15 protein-coding genes are annotated in these 17,554 nt (G+C 61.7%); 12 read left to right on the top strand and 3 right to left on the bottom strand.

Annotation, left to right across the window (positions count from 1 at the left end; translation table 11 throughout):
* Positions 1-121: 121 nt before the first annotated feature.
* Positions 122-1,966, bottom strand: coding sequence for a 3D-(3,5/4)-trihydroxycyclohexane-1,2-dione acylhydrolase (decyclizing) (gene iolD, locus NKH16_RS30880; protein ID WP_352741884.1), 1,845 nt, complete (start codon positions 1,964-1,966; stop codon positions 122-124).
* 108 nt (positions 1,967-2,074) lie between these two features.
* Between iolD and iolG the strand changes: the two genes are divergently transcribed.
* From iolG to NKH16_RS30845, 7 genes are all read left to right on the top strand, one after another.
* The gene (gene iolG / locus NKH16_RS30875; RefSeq protein WP_352741883.1) at positions 2,075-3,094 is read left to right on the top strand and encodes an inositol 2-dehydrogenase; all 1,020 of its coding nucleotides are present in this window, start codon (positions 2,075-2,077) and stop codon (positions 3,092-3,094) included.
* A complete protein-coding gene (locus NKH16_RS30870; RefSeq protein WP_352741881.1) occupies positions 3,087-4,523 on the top strand; it encodes an NAD-dependent succinate-semialdehyde dehydrogenase in 1,437 nt (478 codons plus the stop codon). The genes iolG and NKH16_RS30870 overlap by 8 nt, the downstream gene beginning before the upstream one ends.
* 12 nt (positions 4,524-4,535) lie before the next feature.
* Entirely contained in the window at positions 4,536-5,348 is an 813-nt protein-coding gene (locus NKH16_RS30865; RefSeq protein ID WP_352741879.1) for an HpcH/HpaI aldolase family protein, read from the top strand.
* Complete coding sequence (locus NKH16_RS30860) at positions 5,348-6,313, top strand: hydroxyacid dehydrogenase (RefSeq protein ID WP_031193884.1); 966 nt, start codon at positions 5,348-5,350, stop codon at positions 6,311-6,313. Before NKH16_RS30865 ends, NKH16_RS30860 begins: the two co-directional genes overlap by 1 nt.
* Positions 6,314-6,611: 298 nt before the next feature.
* Entirely contained in the window at positions 6,612-7,361 is a 750-nt protein-coding gene (locus NKH16_RS30855; RefSeq protein ID WP_352821219.1) for an ATP-binding cassette domain-containing protein, read from the top strand.
* Between the two features lie 55 nt (positions 7,362-7,416).
* Entirely contained in the window at positions 7,417-8,442 is a 1,026-nt protein-coding gene (locus tag NKH16_RS30850; RefSeq protein ID WP_502895039.1) for an ABC transporter permease, read from the top strand.
* A gap of 62 nt (positions 8,443-8,504) precedes the next feature.
* On the top strand, positions 8,505-9,509 hold the full coding sequence (locus NKH16_RS30845) for a substrate-binding domain-containing protein (protein ID WP_352494514.1): 1,005 nt from the start codon (positions 8,505-8,507) through the stop codon (positions 9,507-9,509).
* 363 nt (positions 9,510-9,872) lie between these two features.
* On the opposite strand, the gene NKH16_RS30835 is transcribed toward NKH16_RS30845, so the two are convergent.
* Together NKH16_RS30835 and NKH16_RS30830 are read right to left on the bottom strand one after the other, a co-directional pair.
* Positions 9,873-10,967 carry an ROK family transcriptional regulator gene (locus tag NKH16_RS30835; protein ID WP_352741874.1) on the bottom strand — a complete coding sequence of 365 codons (1,095 nt, stop codon included), beginning with the start codon at positions 10,965-10,967 and terminating at the stop codon, positions 9,873-9,875.
* A gap of 1 nt (position 10,968) precedes the next feature.
* Positions 10,969-11,667: an SGNH/GDSL hydrolase family protein gene (locus tag NKH16_RS30830; RefSeq protein WP_352903355.1), complete on the bottom strand. Its 699-nt coding sequence runs from the start codon at positions 11,665-11,667 to the stop codon at positions 10,969-10,971.
* A 322-nt stretch (positions 11,668-11,989) separates the two neighbouring features.
* Between NKH16_RS30830 and NKH16_RS30825 the strand changes: the two genes are divergently transcribed.
* The 5 genes from NKH16_RS30825 (at position 11,990) to NKH16_RS30805 (ending at position 17,364) form a co-directional block, all read left to right on the top strand.
* Positions 11,990-13,069 (top strand): substrate-binding domain-containing protein, encoded by a 1,080-nt coding sequence (locus NKH16_RS30825; protein WP_352741872.1) that lies wholly within the window; start codon positions 11,990-11,992, stop codon positions 13,067-13,069.
* Between the two features lie 81 nt (positions 13,070-13,150).
* Positions 13,151-14,662, top strand: a complete 1,512-nt coding sequence (locus NKH16_RS30820) for a sugar ABC transporter ATP-binding protein (RefSeq protein ID WP_352494510.1) — start codon at positions 13,151-13,153, stop codon at positions 14,660-14,662.
* Between the two features lie 8 nt (positions 14,663-14,670).
* The gene (locus NKH16_RS30815; RefSeq protein ID WP_352644219.1) at positions 14,671-15,633 is read left to right on the top strand and encodes an ABC transporter permease; all 963 of its coding nucleotides are present in this window, start codon (positions 14,671-14,673) and stop codon (positions 15,631-15,633) included.
* 3 nt (positions 15,634-15,636) lie between these two features.
* A complete protein-coding gene (locus NKH16_RS30810; protein WP_352685571.1) occupies positions 15,637-16,590 on the top strand; it encodes an ABC transporter permease in 954 nt (317 codons plus the stop codon).
* A gap of 90 nt (positions 16,591-16,680) precedes the next feature.
* Entirely contained in the window at positions 16,681-17,364 is a 684-nt protein-coding gene (locus NKH16_RS30805) for an SGNH/GDSL hydrolase family protein (protein ID WP_352685570.1), read from the top strand.
* Positions 17,365-17,554 lie beyond the last annotated feature (190 nt).

The following is a 17,554-nucleotide window of genomic DNA, read 5'->3' as shown; positions in this document are numbered from 1 at the left end:
TCTCCATCATCATTCCAGCTGCCGCCGCCCACTTTTGGCGCCGCGAAAAAACTGCCGGAACAATGCTCAGGGAGTGTGGCATCGTTCCGGCAGAGGACGCCCCAGGGGGCGTCCGAAAAACCTAGACTCCGATGCGCTGCCGTTTGCGGCCTTCGGCTTGAATCGAATGGGCCTCGCGCACCTCGGCCCGCTCGCTGACCTGCGGCACGCCGACATCCCACCAGGCGTCGCCGGGTGTCCAGGTGTAGCCATCGGAGACGATGGTGATCACGGTGGTGCGATCCGTCCCTTTGGCCCACTCCACAGCCTGGCCGAGATCCGCAAGGCTCTCTACCCGCCGCGTGAGGGCGCCCATGGCCTCGGCGTGCTTGGCGAAGTCGACCGAAAACGGCTCCTTGACCCGGCAATCCTTGATCATGTTGTTGAACGACGCGCCGCCCTTGGCATTCTGCAGCCGGTTGATCACCGCATAACCGCCATTGTCACAGACGATCAGGATCATCTTGTGGCCGGCGAGGACCGATGAGTAGACGTCGGAATTCATCATCATGTAGGTGCCGTCGCCGATCATCACGATTGGCGTGCGGCTCGGATCCGCCATCGCCGCACCCCATCCGGCTGAGATCTCATAGCCCATGCAGGAAAATCCGAACTCGCAGTCGAAGGTGTTCGGCTCTTTCACGCGCCAGTTCTTCATGACTTCCCCGGGAAGCCCGCCTGCCGCGGTGATCAGCAGATCCCGCTCGCCGGCCTTCGCGTTGACCACGCCGACGACCTGCGCGTAAGTCGGAACCGGGTCATTCGTGGGTTTTTGGAATCCGTCGAGCGCGGTGTTCCACTTGGCAAACTCGACCTTGCCTTTTTCGGTCCAGCCGCTTTCGGCTTTCCAGTCACCGAGCGCGGCCTCGACCTCGTTGATGGTTTCCAGCGCATCGCCGACCACGGCGAGAGCCCGGTGCTTCGTGGCATCCCACCGCGCGGCGTTGATCGAGACGAATTTGGCGTCGGGGCTGAACGCACTCCACGATCCCGTCGTGAAGTCCATGAGCCGCGTGCCGACGGCCAGGATCACATCGGCCTCACCCGCAAGCGCGTTCGCCGATGTCGAGCCGACGATGCCAATGGGCCCGACATGGGCAGGATGGTCGTGCGTCACCGTGCCCCTACCGGCGATGGTTTCGGCAAGCGGAATACCGCGCGCCTCGGCGAATTTCGCAACAGCGGCCTCCGCACCGGAGTAACGCACGCCGCCGCCTGAAATGATCAGCGGACGCTTTGCCGCCTTGAGAAGACGCACCGCCTCTTCGAGACGCGCGCGATCCGGCCGGGGGCGCGGAATCGCATGGACCGTGGGTTCGAAGAAGGACTCGGGATAATCCCAGACGACCTCCTGCACGTCTTGGGGAAGGGCGATGAAAGCCGGCCCGCAGTCGGCCGGATCAAGCAGAACCGCGACCGCCTGGGGCAGCGAGGAGATGATCTGTTCGGGATGGACAATACGGTCCCAGTAGCGAGTCACCGCCTTGAACGCGTCGTTGACGTTTACTGTAGGATCGCCGAAGTGCTCGACCTGCTGCATCACCGGATCCGGCCGGCGGCTGACAAAGGTGTCGCCGGCAAGCATCAGTACCGGAAGCCGATTTGAATGGGCGACGCCTGCGGCGGTCACCATGTTCAGAGCGCCCGGGCCGATAGAGGTAGCGGCGATCATGATCTGGCGCCGGCGCTTCGCTTTCGCGAACCCGATCGCAGCCAGTGCCATCGACTGCTCGTTCTGGCCGCGCCATGTTGGCAGGACGTCCTGCGCGGCCTCCAAGGCCTCGGACAGGCAGGTGACATTGCCGTGACCGAAAATGGCGAACACGCCCGCAAACAGCGGAGCCTTGCTGCCGTCGATAACGGTGAATTGATTGCTTAAATAGCGCACGAGCGCCTGCGTCATGGTCAGACGAATGGTCTTCGTCATCGCTTCCTCCCTGGCGAATTTCCGTTGTGCAGACTATTACGAAATAGTCATTGACAAATCAACCTCTTTGCAACGATCATTGCAAAAATATTGTTGCGGAGGAATGCAATGCTGAGAATTGGCGTGCTCGGTTGCGGGCGCATCGGGCGCATGCATGCGGCCAATATCGCTGCACACCCACGAACGAAACTGGCGGCGGTGTATGACGTCAATCGCGCCGCCGCCGACGAAGTGTCAGCCATGCTCGGCCTTCCCGCGTTGGACTCGGCCGACGCCATGTTTGACACGGACGATGTGGACGCCGTGTTGATCGCGACGGCCACCGATACCCATGTCGACTACATTGAGCGGGCAGTGGCGGCCGGAAAGCCAGTGTTGTGCGAGAAGCCCATCGACCTTGACCTGATGCGTGTCGATCGCTGTGCCGCGAACATCCGTGGAAGCAAGCTGCCCATCATGATTGGCTTCGTCCGCCGCTTCGATCCCGGGCATGCTGCGGTGCGGGCGGCTATCCAGAGTGGCGAGCTCGGCGAGCTCCACCAGGTGATCATCACGTCGCGGGATCCTGGCATGGCGCCAGCTGCCTACATACGCGTGTCCGGCGGCATATTTCGCGACATGACAATCCACGATTTTGACATGGCTCGCTTCATGCTCGGTGAAGAGCCCGTTGAGGTCTTTGCGACCGGCAGCCGGCTGGTCGACCCGGACCTGATGGCCGAGACGAATGACTGGGATACGGTGACCGTGGTTTTGCGCACCGCCAGCGGCAAGCAGTGCATCATCAACAACTCACGACGCGCGGTCTATGGATACGATCAGCGCGTCGAGGCTTTCGGATCGGCCGGCATGGCGATTTCCGAGAACCGACGCGCGCATGAGGCCCGTATCTATGCCGATGGGCTGAGCGATCGGGCGCAGCCATACCTTCACTTCTTTATCGAGCGATACAGGGAAGCGTTCAACGCTGAAATCGACGACTTCGTCGACGCCATCGAAAATGGACGCCAGCCGTCGGTCTTATTCGAGGACGGACGCCTTGCGCTGGTCCTCGCCGAAGCAGCGATCAAATCTGTCGCAGAGCGTCGGGTGGTCAGCACCAGCGAGATCGGTGACGGCAATGTATGACAAATACGGACTTTTCATCGACGGTGAATGGCGCGCCGCTTCCGACCGAAGCACGGCGACCGTAGCCAGTCCCGTCACCGAACGCTCACTGGGCGACACTCCAACCGCGACGCTGGACGATACACAATCTGCCTTGGCGGCCGCCGAACGTGGCCTTTCTGCCTGGCGAGCAAAGAGCGCGTTCGAGCGCGCCGACGCGCTTCACGCTATCGCCGACGAAATGGGCCGGCGCAAGGACGAAGCCGCCCGCATGATTACGCTGGAGACGGGCAAGCCCATTGCCCAATCCGAACGCGAGTGGGTTCTGGCGACGGATCAGTTCCGGTGGTACGCCGAGGAGGCTCGGCGTGTTTATGGCCGTATCATCGAGAGCCGTGTCCCCGGAGGTCGCTTCGAAGTGCTGCATGAGCCGATCGGCGTCGTGGCGGCCTTTACGGCATGGAATTTTCCGGCCGCGCTCGTCGCCCGCAAGGTCGCCCCGGCGCTTGCCGCCGGTTGTTCGGCCATCCTTCGGCCTTCGAGCCAGACGCCAGGGGTCGCGATGGTGATGATCGACTGCCTGCGTGCGGGCAGGCTCCCCCCAGGCACGGTCGGTCTTCTCGTCGGGTCCACGGCCACAACCTACGTGCCGCTGATGGCGTCGGCGCTTGTGCGCAAGGTTTCGCTGACCGGGTCTACACGGGTCGGGCAGCAAATGCTGCGCGACGCAGCCGATACGGTGAAGAAGGTGTCGATGGAGCTTGGCGGTAACGCGCCTCTCATCGTCTTCGACGACGCGGATATCGAAAGGGCGCTCAACGTGTCCGTGCCCACGAAGTTCGCCAATGCCGGGCAGGTTTGCGTCACGCCAGACCGCTTTTTCATTCACGAAAAGGTCCATGATGCTTTCGTCGACGGGTTCGTCACGCGGGCGAAGGCCCTGAAGCTGGGTGATGGTCTCGATCCGACGGTGCAGATGGGCCCCTTGATCAATGCCAGGAGGACCGACGAAATCGAACAAATCGTTACCGACGCGGAAAAGGCCGGTGCCAGGATTGCCGCAGGCGGCCGCCGCTCGCCGGCGTTCAACGCCGGTCATTTCTTTGAGCCGACGGTCCTTACCGATGTTGCTGACGACATGACCGTGTTTGCCGAGGAGAATTTTGGTCCGATCGCGGCCATCACCCGTTTCTCGTCCGAAGAGGAGGTCCTGGGTCGGGCAAACGCCTCGAAGATGGGGCTTTCTGCCTATGCCTTCACCCGGGATGCGGGGCGCGCCCGCAGAGTTGTCGCGACGCTCAAGGCCGGAATGGTCGGCATCAACAGCTTTGCGCTAGCGGCTTCCGAGGCGCCGTTCGGCGGGACCAACCATTCCGGCATGGGCCGGGAAGGCGGCGCGGAAGGTATCCGGGACTATCTCGATACCAAGCTGGCTCAAATCGTATTCTAAGGAGCGTTTTTCATGATCAAGAACAGGCTCAAGCAGCTTTGGGCCGATGGGAAGCCGACCATCAATGGCTGGCTTTCGATCGGCAACAGTTTCACCGCCGAGATCATGGCGGCGCAAGGTTACGACTGCATCGGCGTCGACCTCCAACATGGAGCGCTCGATTACAGCGGCCTGCTGCCAATGCTCCAGGCGATGCGTGCCTCCGCTACGGTGCCGCTCGTCAGGGTGCCTTGGCTGGAGCCAGGCATCATCATGAAAGTGCTCGACGCAGGTGCTTACGGCGTCATCTGTCCGATGGTGAATACCGCCGAACAGGCGGCCGAGTTTGTCAGCTACGTGCGCTATCCGCCACTCGGCAGCCGAAGCTTTGGTCCGACACGTGTGAATTTCGCGGCCGGTGCCAATTACGCTTCTGAATCCAATGGCGAGATACTTGCCTTTGCCATGGTTGAGACGGCCGAGGCGATGGACAATCTCGACGCGATCGCTTCGACCCCTGGACTGGACGGGATCTACGTTGGTCCGGCCGACCTGACCCTCGGCATGACCCAGGGCCGCTTGCCGCCTGCCTTCGACCGCGAAGAACCGGAGATGATCGAGGCCATCCAGCATATCGTGGCGGCCTGCAAAAAAGCCGGCATAGCCGCGGCATTGCACTGTGGAACTCCGGCTTACGCGGCGCGTGCGATCGGGTGGGGCTACAACATGACCACCGTCTCCAACGACGTGCGCATGCTGGCCGGTGCGGCGGAAGCGAACGTCAAAAAGTTCAGGGAACTCACGGGCGGATCAAGCGTCAGCGCCGGTTCCAAGGGAGGGTACTGATGCCGCATGTTCTAGTTGCCGGGAAACTCCATCCGGCTGGAATTTCCTTGCTCGAACAGGCCGCCGGCATCACCTACGATTACGTGGAGGAAGTCTCCGAGCCAAGTTATGCCCCGCTGATCGACAAGGCCGACGGGCTGGTGATCCGCACACAGCCTCTCTCGGCGGCGACCGTTGAGATGGGGCACAGGCTCCGGATCGTGTCCCGCCACGGTGTCGGCTACGACTCTGTCGATTTGCCGTCCCTCAACAAGCGTGGGATCACGCTCGCCGTCGTCGGAGACGTCAATTCCATATCTGTCGCCGAGCACGCGATGATGATGCTCCTTGCCTGCGCCAAGCATGCTGTGCGCGGCGACCGGTCAGTTCGCGAGGGTGTGTGGAATTGGCGCAACCGGCTGGAAGCTTCGGAACTGGCCGGCAAGCGCCTGCTGATTCTTGGCTACGGCCGCATCGGCCGGCATCTCGCGAAGATGGCGGCTGCCTTTTCCATGGAAGTCGCCGCCTACGATCCGTATCTCGAAAAAATCGGATGGCCGGAAGGCCCTGCTAAAGCCGTCTCCGATCTGGCGTCGGCCCTTCAATGGGCGGATGCGATTTCCGTCCATGCTCCCAAGGGCGATGCTCCTGTGATCGGCGAGCGCGAGTTCGCCCTTCTGAAGCCGGGAGCCTGGCTCGTGAACACCGCGCGCGGCGGCGTCGTCGACGAAAAGGCACTTCTTGCAGCCCTTGCGTCTGGCAAGGTGGCGGCCGCTGGCCTCGACGTGTTCGACGAGGAACCCCCCGCCGCCGACAATCCGCTTCTGTCCTGCGATCAGGTGATCCTGTCGCCGCATATTGCCGGCCTCACCGCCGAATGCGGTGAACGGATGGCCGTGTCAGCTGTGCGCAATGTGCTCGATTTCTTCGAGAGCAGGATCGACCCGATGCTCGTGGTCAACGGCAAGGAGCTGAACGGCCATTGATAGCATCGCAGCCGCTAAGCAACCACCGGAAGCCGCTACCCAAGGTCTGTCAGTCCGGTGCAACAGGAAACCGTTGCAACAAAGCAGATGCCGCATTTGGGCAATCGCTTGAAAGCGATTCCGCATGAAGTCGCGCAAAAACATATCATATTAAAAACAGTTAGTTAATTGACATCGAAAATATTTGTTGCAAATTATAAAACTCTGCAATAAGCATTGTTGCACAAGAACTTCATATGCAATTTCCGTTGCAAAATGAGGCGAGGCGAGACTCCAAGAGCCGCCGGTCCATGGGAGGATGAACCACGTGTCTTTGCTTGAAGTGCAGGGCGTCGGCAAAAGCTTCGGAGCAATCCGCGCGCTGTCCGACGTCAGCTTTTCGATCGAACCCGGTGAAGTGGCCGGCCTGATGGGGGACAACGGCGCCGGCAAGTCGACAATGGTCAAACTGATTTCGGGAAATTTTCCCCCGACCGAAGGGCAGATCAGAGTCGGCGGCAAGGCCTGCCACTTCCATAAGCCGCTCGATGCTCGCGCCGAGGGGATCGAGGTCGTGTATCAGGATCTCGCGCTGGCGGACAATCTAACCGCCGCGCAGAACGTGTTTCTAGGCCGAGAACTCAAAAAGGGCATCTGGCCTTTCCGAATACTCGATAAGCAGGCGATGATCGATCGCTCCGCGGAGCTGTTCGGCGAACTGAAGTCAGAAACGCGGCCACGCGATCTCGTAAAAAAAATGTCGGGCGGTCAGCGCCAGGCAATTGCGATTTCACGGACCCGTTTGTCCAACGCCAGACTCGTCATTATGGACGAACCGACCGCTGCGATTTCCGTGCGCCAAGTTGCTGAGGTCCTGGAATTGATCCGGCGCATGAAAGCGCGCGGTGTCGCGGTGATCCTGATTAGCCACCGCATGCCAGACGTTTTTGCCGTGTGCGATCGCATCGTCGTTCTACGGCGCGGAACGAAGGTTGCCGACAAACCCACCCTTCAGACATCTCCGGAAGAAATCACCGGACTAATCACGGGAGCGATCCGTGCAGCCTAGTCAACCCGAAGCGATCCAGGAAAGCCACGCCTCGATTGCCGACGTCGTCGGCATCATGGAACAAACTGCGCTTCAGAAGTTGAGAAGTAGCCAGGCCTTCTGGGTCTCGGTCGCGCTCTTCGTCCTTGTCGCGTTTATGGCAGTGTTGGAACCGAGCTTCGGCACAGCCGAAAACGCAACCAACATCACCCGGAATTTCGCGCTGATCGCCATCATGGGCCTGGGCATGACCGTGGTGTTGATTACGGGCGGGATCGATCTTTCCGTTGGGTCAGTCATGGGCCTCGTGGCCATCGTGGCCGGTCTTCTACTGACCTGGCATTATCCTTGGTACGTGGCGTTCGCCTCCGGCCTTCTCGCTGGAGTTGCCTGCGGCGCGTTCAACGGCTTTTTCGTCGCCTATATCGGCATGCCGTCCTTCGTGGTCACACTCGGCATGTTGTCGATCGCTCGTTCACTTGCCGTGGTGCTGTCAGGCAACCAGATGCTCTACCAGTTCGGACCTGACGCGCCGATCGTGAAAGCGATCGGCCAAGCGAAGTGGCCGGTGCACTCGCTGGAGGGATGGGCTCCTTACTGGATACCGCAGTTCTCGTCCCATTTCTGGGTGATGGTGATCATGGCGCTAGCCCTCGGCTGGGTATTCATCTTCACCGCGTGGGCCCGCCATCTGTTCGCGATCGGCGGTAACGAGAATGCGGCACGCATGACGGGCGTGCCCGTCGATCGGATCAAGTTCCAGGCGTATGTTTTCTCGTCCTTCTGCGCCTCGATCGCATCCCTGCTGCTGCTTGGCTATAGCGGTTCGGCGATCAACGCCGTCGGCACCGGGTATGAATTGCGCGTCATCGCCGGCACAGTTATCGGCGGCGCAAACCTGATGGGGGGCTACGGCACAGCCTTCGGCGCGGTCATCGGGTCGGCCTTCCTCGAGGTCATCCGCAACGCCCTATTGATGGCAGGCATCGATTCCAACTGGCAGGGTGCCTTTGTCGGCATCTTCATAATTCTCGCTGTGCTTCTGGGTCTGGGTACTTCCGGCAAATCGCTGAAGTCCTTCTTCACCATCAAGCGTGGCTAGAGCTCTGCCGGCTTATGCCGGTGGAATATCCTGAGGTGAACACAGCAAACGGAGGAACATCGATGAAGAAATATCTTTTGGCGGCGGCGGTTGCCGCGTCCGCCCTGACGGCGGGGCAGGCCTACGCCCAGCAGAAACTCGTATTCGCGCTGGTGCCGAAGAACATGAACAACCCATATTTCGACCAGGCTCGTGATGGCTGCAAGAAAGCAGAGGCCGAGTCCAACGGCGCATTCGAGTGCATGTATATCGGACCCGGCGAGCACGGTGGCGGTGAGGAACAGGTTCAGATCGTGCAGGATCTGGTTGCCAAGAAGGTCGATGGCATCGCCGTTGCACCGGCGAACGCGGCAGCCATGGCCGTCGCTCTGCAAGCCGCGAAGGAAGCTGGTATTCCTGTTCTGACCTGGGACGCGGACGTGCTGCCCGAGAACAAGGACCTGCGCGCCGCCTATGTCGGAACGCACAACTACGAGATTGGCGTGAACCTCGCCAAGATCGTGCAGACGATCAAGCCGAAAGGCGGCACCATCTGCATCCAGTCGGGTGGCGCAGCTGCAGCAAACCATAACGAGCGCATGCAGGGCATCCGCGACACGCTCTCCGGGACCAAGTCAGCCGCTTCGCCCGGCGATCCCTTGACCGGTCAGAACGGCTGGACCGAGGCGCCAGGCTGCCCGCTCTATACAAACGACGACTTTCCGCTTTCGGTACAGCAGTTCCAGGACTACATGGCGAAGATGCCGAACCTTGACGCATTCGTGCCGACCGGCGGCTTCCCGCAATTTGTCCCGGACGCGAACCGTGCTGCGGTCGATCCCTACAAGGACAAGATCGCCAAGAAGGAACTGGCCCTTGTCGTTGCCGATACCTTGCCCACGCAGATTGACCAGATGAAGGAAGGATACTCCCTCGGCCAGGTCGGTCAGCGTCCGTTCGAAATGGGCTACAAGACGATGTTTGCGCTCAAGGACATGAAGGACGGCAAGCCTGCTCCGACCGATCCGACCTACACCGGCCTCGACGTCTGCACGCCGGAGACGGTCGCCACCTGCATCGCGAAGTAATAAAAAAGGGGGCGGGAGACATCCCGCCTTCTATTTCATGGCCGACCTACGGCCGATCCGCAAACGGCCGTCGCTGTCATGCCGGCCCTTCCAGCGCGACCCGCCGTCGTCACGACGAAAACAGATGCCGGAAGGGCCGCCATCGCTTGACGGAACTCCAACGACGTCTCCGGTGCAGCCGCGGCGCTCATGGGCCAACCAAAGGCCGGTTTGGTCTCATCGAACGCCCGCTCGCTCCATGCCGGGGTATTCGGGCGGGAATTCCGAACGGCCCTTGAGGACAACCTAAGTGGTAATGTGAGGCTGTTTTAGCAGAAGCGAGGCGAACGCCTGGGTCGGCTAGACAGAGCGGTTCGGGCACAATCACTGGATCATGAAGCGCGAGCTGAACGGTAGGCTCGCCGCTCCCACGGCCTTCGGGCTGATGGTGACCCGCGCCGGCAACGCTTCGATGGTGACGAATTCGCGGTTGATGTCGGCGCACAACGCCTTGGCGATTTTCCGCGGCGCATAGCTGGACAGGACGACCGTCCTGAACTCAACAAACTGGGTCAGCGCCGAAATCGACGCTTTCAGGCGATTGGAGCATTCCCCCAGCCATTCGCTGTAGGCCTCTCCGAGATCAGGCCACTCCGGGTTGCTGCTCCAGATGATTTGGGACGGGCGCCCGCGCTCGGTCAGTTCGCTCTCCAGGCGCACAAGGCCATGATCGAAGCTTGCGCTGGAGTTTCCCTTGTAGATCTGGTGATTGAGGATAAGCCTGCTTTGTAGTCTCGCGCCGAGATAGAAGAACAAATAGTCGTTCAGCGGCTTTGCGACGCCGAACATGCTCTCGCCGCCGGCTGCCGCGGTGATGTCGTTCTGCACGAAAACCGGCAGCTTGCTCTGCTCTTCGATCTCGCCTTGCAGAGCCTTCAAGGAGGTGCTCGATCCGTTGCGGATTGCAGCCATGGCGTCGACTTCGTCGGGAACAGCCAGCCCGATGCCGGCGACCCGGCCGCGCGCCTCGATCGGCAGGCTCGTCATGGCCTGCCCGATCGCTCCCAGCAAATCGCTGCTTTGCGGAAAGGGATTGGCTTCATCCGCCGGCAGCTGCTTGTGGAAGCGCACGGTGCCGATGAAGTCGATGAGCGCGATGTCGATCCTGCGCCGGCTGAAGCCGACGCCGACCGCATAGGCGCCCTCCGGATTGAGCGAAAGCGGGATGGTGGGCGGCCCGACGCGGCCGCGCTGCGCCTCGCCCTGCGAGACCAGGCCTTCCTGCTCGAGCGAGCGGACGATGACCGAGGCCGTCTGCGCCGACAGGCCGGTCTTCTCGCCGATTTCCATCCGCGAAATGCCTTCGTTCTGAAGCAGCAACGATAGCACCAGCCGCTCATTGTAGCTGCGGACGCTCAACGCATTCAGCCCGCTCGCACGATCCGCGATGCGCAAGGGATTGGGTGGTGCGAATCTCATGTCAGGCAAGGGTCGCCCCGTCGGTAAGAGCGCGTTGCCTGGCAGCGATTTGGTTGCTCATGTCGAGCGGCTCCAGCCGATGGCGTCGACCGCGCGGGCCAGCTCCGTGCCCAGCAATCTGTGGGCTTCGGCATCGATGTGAAACCTCGCTGCAGGATACCACCGAGCCGGCATCGAAAAAGTGCAGTTCGAGCGAGTCCGCCAGAACCTCGAACTCGAGCGCCAGCAGGCGCGATTTCTCCGGCGCGCCGGCGAAGATGGACTTCCATTCCTTGACGTCGTCCTGCATCGGCGGCGGCGCCACGATCATGATTTCGGGCGTGGTGCCGCCCGGACCTGGCGCCAGCTCCTTGATGTCGTAAACGAGGCAGCCGATCCCCATCGCCACTTCCGACGGCGGCTTGTTGAAGCGGATCTTCAGGTCGTTAGTGCCGAGCATGATGATGACGAGGTCGAGCGTCGCATGGCTCTGCAGGCAAGGGCGAAGATAGGTTCGGCCGTTCTTGTGTGCTCCCTCGATCGGATCGTCATGGACGGTGGTGCGACCGCTCAATCCTTCCTCGATGACATACCAATCGGCCCCCAGCTGTGCACGCAGTATCCCCGGCCAACGCTCATCGGGACCATAGCGCTCGAGCGGCCCCCTGCCGGGGATCTGGCCGTGCGTGTTGGAGTCGCCGTAGCACAATACTGATCGCATGTTTTTCCCGCCGGGACTGACAGCGCGCCGAAGCCGGCGAGCGCCATTCATGATGGATAGAGGAGCGGTGAAAGGCAAGCAAGGGAATAGTCATTCAACATGACTAACTATTGACAGGCCGAATCCGCTGTGCTTCTAAAGTGCCCGGAGGAGTTCTCAACCGTCATCATCGTCCAGCCCAGGTTGGACCTCGACACGCATGTGTTCGGGGGCGGGAGAATTGCGTGCATCGGTCGGTTTGCGACGACGAGCGTGCATTGGGAGAGCGTCTCGCGGCCGTACGCATTCGTACGGCCGGGGCAACCACAAGGAGGAGAATTCAATGTTAGGATTGCTGAAAACCGTCAGTCTGGGAGTGCTCGTTGTATCAGCGCTTGCCGTAACATCCCTGGCGCATGCGGAAGATGTCAAGCTGATGGACGGCGTCGCGCCGCGCCCCGACGACACGCGCATGACCGCGGCCGGTGCGTTCAAGAAGGACCCGCCCTGGGTCATCGGAATGAGCGACTTCGGCGTCAACGCAAACACCTGGACCGTGCAGGTGGCGCACGAGGCGGAAAATGCCGCAGCAAAGGACAAGCGCATCTCGAAGTTCATCCTGCTCGATGCCGGCTTCGACCAGAAGAAGCAGGTGGCCGATATCGAGGATCTGATCGCGCAACATGTCGACGCGATCATCGTTCAGCCGGTGACCAGCACATCGGCCAACGCCAGCATCGCCAAGGCGGTCGCCGCCGGCATCCCCGTCATTCTTCATACCGGCCGCATCGATTCCGATGCCTACACCACCGAAATCCAGGGCGGCGCCGAACATTTCGGCAAGGTGATGGGCGACTGGCTGGTGAAGACCGTCGGCGACAACGGCAAGATCTGGGTCCTGCGTGGCCTGGCCGGCCATCCGGAAGACACTAACCGCTACAACGGCCTCTTGGAATCGCTCAAGGGCACGCATGTGCAGATCACCGCCGAGGAGCATGGCGACTGGCAGTACGACAAGGCCAAGAAGCTGTGCGAGACACTCTATCTGAACAATCCGCAGGTCGACGGCATCTGGTCGTCCGGCGCCGACATGACACGCGCCTGCGTCGACGTCTTCAAGCAGTTCGGCACGCCCATTCCACCGATTTCGGGCGAGGGCAACAATGGCTATTTCGGCCAGTGGATCACGGACGGATTCAAGTCGATCTCTCCCGAATACAGCCCCGCCCAGGGCGCCGCCGGCGTGCGCGCCGCTGTTGCGCTGCTTGAGGGTCAGCAGCTCTACAAGCGCTATGTCTACAACCCCGACGGCTGGGACAAGGACAAGGCTGCCAAATACTATCGCGACGATTTGACGGCCAATGTCTGGTGGCCGAGCGAACTGCCGGTGGACAAGCTCAAGGAATATTACGGCAAGAAGTGACGGCGCCGTGGCTGGCGGGGAGTGGACAAGCATTCCCCGCAGGCCGTTCCATCTGTCGAATCCGGTTCGTTCGAGGGTTTCGTGACCAATCTTATCGAGATGTCCCACATTTCGAAGGCGTTCGGAGGGAGCAAGGCGCTCCACTCCGTTTCCCTCGATCTGAAGGCGGGCAGCGTCCACGCCCTGATGGGGGAGAACGGCGCCGGGAAATCGACGCTCATGAAGATCCTGGCGGGCGTGCATCAGCCCGATTCCGGCGAAATCTTCATGAACGGGGAAAAGCTCGATCTGAAGTCGCCGCGCGACGCGCTGGATGCCGGCATTTCGACCGTTTTCCAGGAGCACTCGCTGCTGCCCAATCTGTCGATCGCAGAGAACATGTTTCTCGGCCGGGAGCCGACGACCCGGTTCGGCTCGATCGACTATCCCGAGATGAGCAGCCAGACCGCCAAGGCGCTTGGCGAACTCGGCCTCACCCTCGACCCATCACAACTCGTCTCCAACCTGACGATCGCCGAGCGGCAATTCGTCGAGATCGCGCATTGCATCCAGGCGGACGCCAGCGTGCTCATCCTGGACGAGCCGACGGCGGCGCTGAACGCGGCCGACGTCGATGTGCTCAACCGCAACATCCGCCGGCTGCGCGATAAGGGAAAGGCTGTTGTCTACATCTCGCATCGCATGGAGGAGATCTTCGAGCTGTGCGACACGGTCACGGTGCTGAAGGACGGCGCGCTGGTCGGCACCAGGGTGGTATCCGAGATCACCACCGACGAACTCATCGCCATGATGGTCGGACGCGAACTCCAGGACCTTTTTCCCGATCGCACGGGCGACAAGGGCGACGAGATCCTGCGCGTCGAAAACCTCAGGATCACCGAGACATCGCAGCCGCTGTCGCTGACTTTGCACAAGGGTGAGATCGTCGCTTTGGCAGGGCTGGAGGGGCAGGGCCAGCAGCGCTTCCTGAGATCGCTGATCGGCCGCTACCATCCCTTTGCGGGGACGATTTCCATCAACGGCAAAGCGCTCAAGATGCCGCTCTCGACATCATCAGGCGTTCGCCATTTGCAGCAGCTGAAGGTCGGTTTCGTTCCCGAAGACCGCAAGGAAGAGGGGCTCTTTCTCGCCCTGCCGATCGCCCACAACATTGCCATCGGATTGCATTCGAGGCGATCCGAACTTGCGTCGGCGCGATCCTATCGAAGCGTTATCGCCCGCTTGATGGAGGTCATGAACATAAAGGCGGTAGGTCCATCCGCTCCGGTCGCCTCCCTATCGGGCGGCAACCAGCAAAAGGTTCTGCTCGGCCGCTACCTCGCCGCGGATCTCGATCTTCTGCTGGTGGAGGAGCCGACCCGCGGCGTCGACATCGGCGCCAAGTCGGAGATCTACCACCTGCTGCGCGACTTCACCCGCAAGGGCGGCGCGGTGCTGGTGTTGTCGCGCGAGACGATCGAGTTGATTGGGCTCTGCGACCGCATCTACGTCGTCCACCACGACACCATCGTTGCCGAAATGCCGGCGGCGCAGGCGACGGAACACAAGATCCTCGACGCGGCCCTGATGGGCGGCTCCACGCGCCAGCATTAGGGGCTTCCATGTATCATTCGCTGTTCAACATCCTGAGTGGCCGGAACACACGACAGGGCCTGTGGGGCCTGCCGCTGCTGGTCGCCTTGCTCATTTCGCTGTGGCTGACCGTCGAGACGACACAGTTCGCCACGGCCGAAAACCTTTTCAACCTGGTTGCCCAGGCGATGCCGCTGATCATCGCGGCGCTCGGACAGCTCATCGTCGTGCTGATCGGCGGGCTCGACCTGTCCGTCGGCTCGGTCATCAGCTTCACGACGGCGGTGCTGGCGCTGGACCAGCCGGCGATCGTGCTGATCCCGGCGGTCTTTCTGCTGGCCGCGTTCATCGGGTTGATCAACGGCCTGGCGATCACCCGCTTCAACGTCCATCCGATCATCGCGACGCTGTCGACGCAGTATATCGTGCTTGGCATCACGCGCATCTTACGTCCCGTCTCCGGCGGCACCGTGCCGGAAATCGTCATCGCTGCCGTTTCCGGCAGTTTCCTCGGCATTCCCTATCCGGTTTTCTGGGGGATCGTCGTGATCCTGGTGGGCTGGAAACTGCTCTACGGATCGCGGTACGGGCTGCATCTGTTCGCGATCGGTGGCGGCATCGCTTCCGGTGCCGAGAGTGCGGCCCGCAACTTCGGCGTCTCCGACCGTCGCAACATCATCCTCGCCTATGTGGTCTGCTCCTGTTTCGCGGCCGTTGCCGGTGTCTTCCTGGCCGGGCGCATCGTGTCGGGCGATCCGAATGTCGGGCTTCTTTTCGAGCTCGACACCGTCACCGCCGTAGCCCTTGGAGGCACTCAGCTTTCCGGCGGCATCGGCAGCCTGCACGGCACGGTGATCGGCGCGCTGGTGATGGCGCTGCTGGCCAACGGCATGAACCTTGCCAACGTCTCGCCCTTTGTCCAGACCGCGATCAAGGGCGGCATCCTGCTGGCGGTGGTCGGGCTGCAATCCCGCAAGAAAATGGGGCTCTGAGCGATGGCTGCCGTTCTTGCAAGTCCGATCGCCCGGCGCCTGCTGCGCATCCCGCCGTCCTATTTTGTTTTCATCGTGCTTTTGGCCACACTGTGGATCGCGCGGCCGAACATGCTCAACCTCAACATCATGGGCATCTTCATCCGGCAGATCGTTCCGCTTGGCATCCTGGTGCTGGGGCAACTCGTCGTCATGCGGGTGAAGTCGATCGACCTCTCCGGCGGCGGCATCATCCTCTTGATCAACTATTTCATCTCGTCGGGCAGCTTCCCCGGCGCGTCGCTGCCATTCTTCGTCGTGTTGGCGCTCGCCACCGGCCTCGTCATCGGCCTGTTCAACGGCTTCATGATCGGCAACCGGCGGGTATCAGCGGTGATCGTCACGCTGGCGGTCAGCATCATCCTGGTCGGGCTGGTGCAGTTCCTGTCGAGCGGCAATCCACCCGGCGACGTGCCGAAGCTGTTCAACGACCTCTACAACACGAAATTCCTGTCGGTTCCGACGCCGGTTCTGTTCTGGATCCTGCTGACCGCCGCAGTGTCGCTGCTGCTGTCGCAGACGGTGTTTGGCCGCTATGTGGCCTCGGTCGGGGAGAATGCCGAAGCCGCCCATTTTTCCGGCGTGCCGGTTCAGCGCACCGTCATCTTGGCGCATGCGCTCGCCGGCCTGATCGCGGCGATCGCGGCTCTGGTGCAGACCGGTTCGATTGCCGTTGGGAGCGTCCGCGTGGGCCTCGATCTGCCGATCCTGGCCGTCGCGGCAACGATCCTTGGCGGCGTCGTCTTCGGCCGCGGCGACGGCGGCGTCTGGGGGCCATTCTTCGGTGCGCTGTGTTTTGCGCTGCTGTTCGTGGTGATGACGGTGCTCGGCATCGACGAGCCCGGCAAGCTCATCGCCCAGGGCGTCATCATCCTCGGCGCGGCGATCTTCTACGGAGTGCGCGTGCGAACCCCATGACTTGAGACAGCGAAAGGCAACACCGCCCGGCGCTGGCCGAGACCGACAAACCGCGCGTTCAGACAATTGTAAACAGATGGAGAGACATAGATGTCACCGCCAAAAAACATCATGTGCTATGGCGACTCGCTGACCTGGGGCTGGGTTCCGGTCAAGGAGGGGTCACCGACCTACCGCTACCCCTATGACCAGCGCTGGACGGGCGTGATGGCGGCGGCGCTCGGCGAAGGCTATCACATTATCGAAGAAGGCTTGAGCGCGCGCACGACCTGCCTCGACGACCCCAATGACCCGCGCCTGAACGGGGCCAGCTACCTGCCCTCGGCCATCGCCAGCCATCTGCCGCTGGATCTGGTCATCGTGATGCTCGGCACCAACGACACCAAGTCTTATTTCCGCCGGACGCCTTACGAGATCGCCAATGGAATGGCGAAACTGGTCGGGCAGATCCTGACAAGTGCCGGCGGTGTCGGCACGCCCTATCCGGCTCCGAAGGCGCTGGTAATTGCGCCGCCGCCGCTCACCCCGATGCCCGACCCATGGTTCGAGGGCATGTTCGGCGGCGGTCACGAAAAGTCGAGGGATCTGGCCAGGCAGTACAAGGCGATGGCCGATTTCATGAAGATCGACTTCCTCAACGCCGGCGATTTCGTCACCACGGACGGTGTCGACGGCATTCACTTCACCGCCGAAAACAACGCCGATCTCGGGCGCGCGGTCGCCGACAAGGTCAGATCGATTCTTGGGCCAAGCCGCGTCAGCACCGCCGCCTGAAGCTGCAACCCCGCCGGCTTGCGGCACACAGGCCGACGGAGTGTGTCGCACCTTCTCCCGTGATGCACAAAATACGGGGCCGGACGATGAGTTCGACCCCGTATTTAGTTGTGTGCGTCAAGTTCTGCAAAATGGCGTGGCATTGCGGTGACGTCGGCGTGTCCGCCGCGCAGCCCCCGTGTTTAGCGGA

It is taken from the genome of Mesorhizobium sp. M1307, assembly GCF_040318155.1.
In the GTDB taxonomy this organism is placed as follows: Bacteria; Pseudomonadota; Alphaproteobacteria; order Rhizobiales; family Rhizobiaceae; genus Mesorhizobium.
This window is presented reverse-complemented; position numbering and strand designations above follow the sequence as displayed.

Coding starts and splice junctions, on each gene's coding strand:
- iolD (WP_352741884.1), bottom strand. CDS start 1,966: ATGACGAAGACCATTCGTCTGACCATGACGCAGGCGCTCGTGCGCTAT.
- iolG (WP_352741883.1), top strand. CDS start 2,075: ATGCTGAGAATTGGCGTGCTCGGTTGCGGGCGCATCGGGCGCATGCAT.
- NKH16_RS30870 (WP_352741881.1), top strand. CDS start 3,087: ATGTATGACAAATACGGACTTTTCATCGACGGTGAATGGCGCGCCGCT.
- NKH16_RS30865 (WP_352741879.1), top strand. CDS start 4,536: ATGATCAAGAACAGGCTCAAGCAGCTTTGGGCCGATGGGAAGCCGACC.
- NKH16_RS30860 (WP_031193884.1), top strand. CDS start 5,348: ATGCCGCATGTTCTAGTTGCCGGGAAACTCCATCCGGCTGGAATTTCC.
- NKH16_RS30855 (WP_352821219.1), top strand. CDS start 6,612: ATGAACCACGTGTCTTTGCTTGAAGTGCAGGGCGTCGGCAAAAGCTTC.
- NKH16_RS30850 (WP_502895039.1), top strand. CDS start 7,417: ATGGAACAAACTGCGCTTCAGAAGTTGAGAAGTAGCCAGGCCTTCTGG.
- NKH16_RS30845 (WP_352494514.1), top strand. CDS start 8,505: ATGAAGAAATATCTTTTGGCGGCGGCGGTTGCCGCGTCCGCCCTGACG.
- NKH16_RS30835 (WP_352741874.1), bottom strand. CDS start 10,967: ATGAGATTCGCACCACCCAATCCCTTGCGCATCGCGGATCGTGCGAGC.
- NKH16_RS30830 (WP_352903355.1), bottom strand. CDS start 11,667: ATGCGATCAGTATTGTGCTACGGCGACTCCAACACGCACGGCCAGATC.
- NKH16_RS30825 (WP_352741872.1), top strand. CDS start 11,990: ATGTTAGGATTGCTGAAAACCGTCAGTCTGGGAGTGCTCGTTGTATCA.
- NKH16_RS30815 (WP_352644219.1), top strand. CDS start 14,671: ATGTATCATTCGCTGTTCAACATCCTGAGTGGCCGGAACACACGACAG.
- NKH16_RS30810 (WP_352685571.1), top strand. CDS start 15,637: ATGGCTGCCGTTCTTGCAAGTCCGATCGCCCGGCGCCTGCTGCGCATC.
- NKH16_RS30805 (WP_352685570.1), top strand. CDS start 16,681: ATGTCACCGCCAAAAAACATCATGTGCTATGGCGACTCGCTGACCTGG.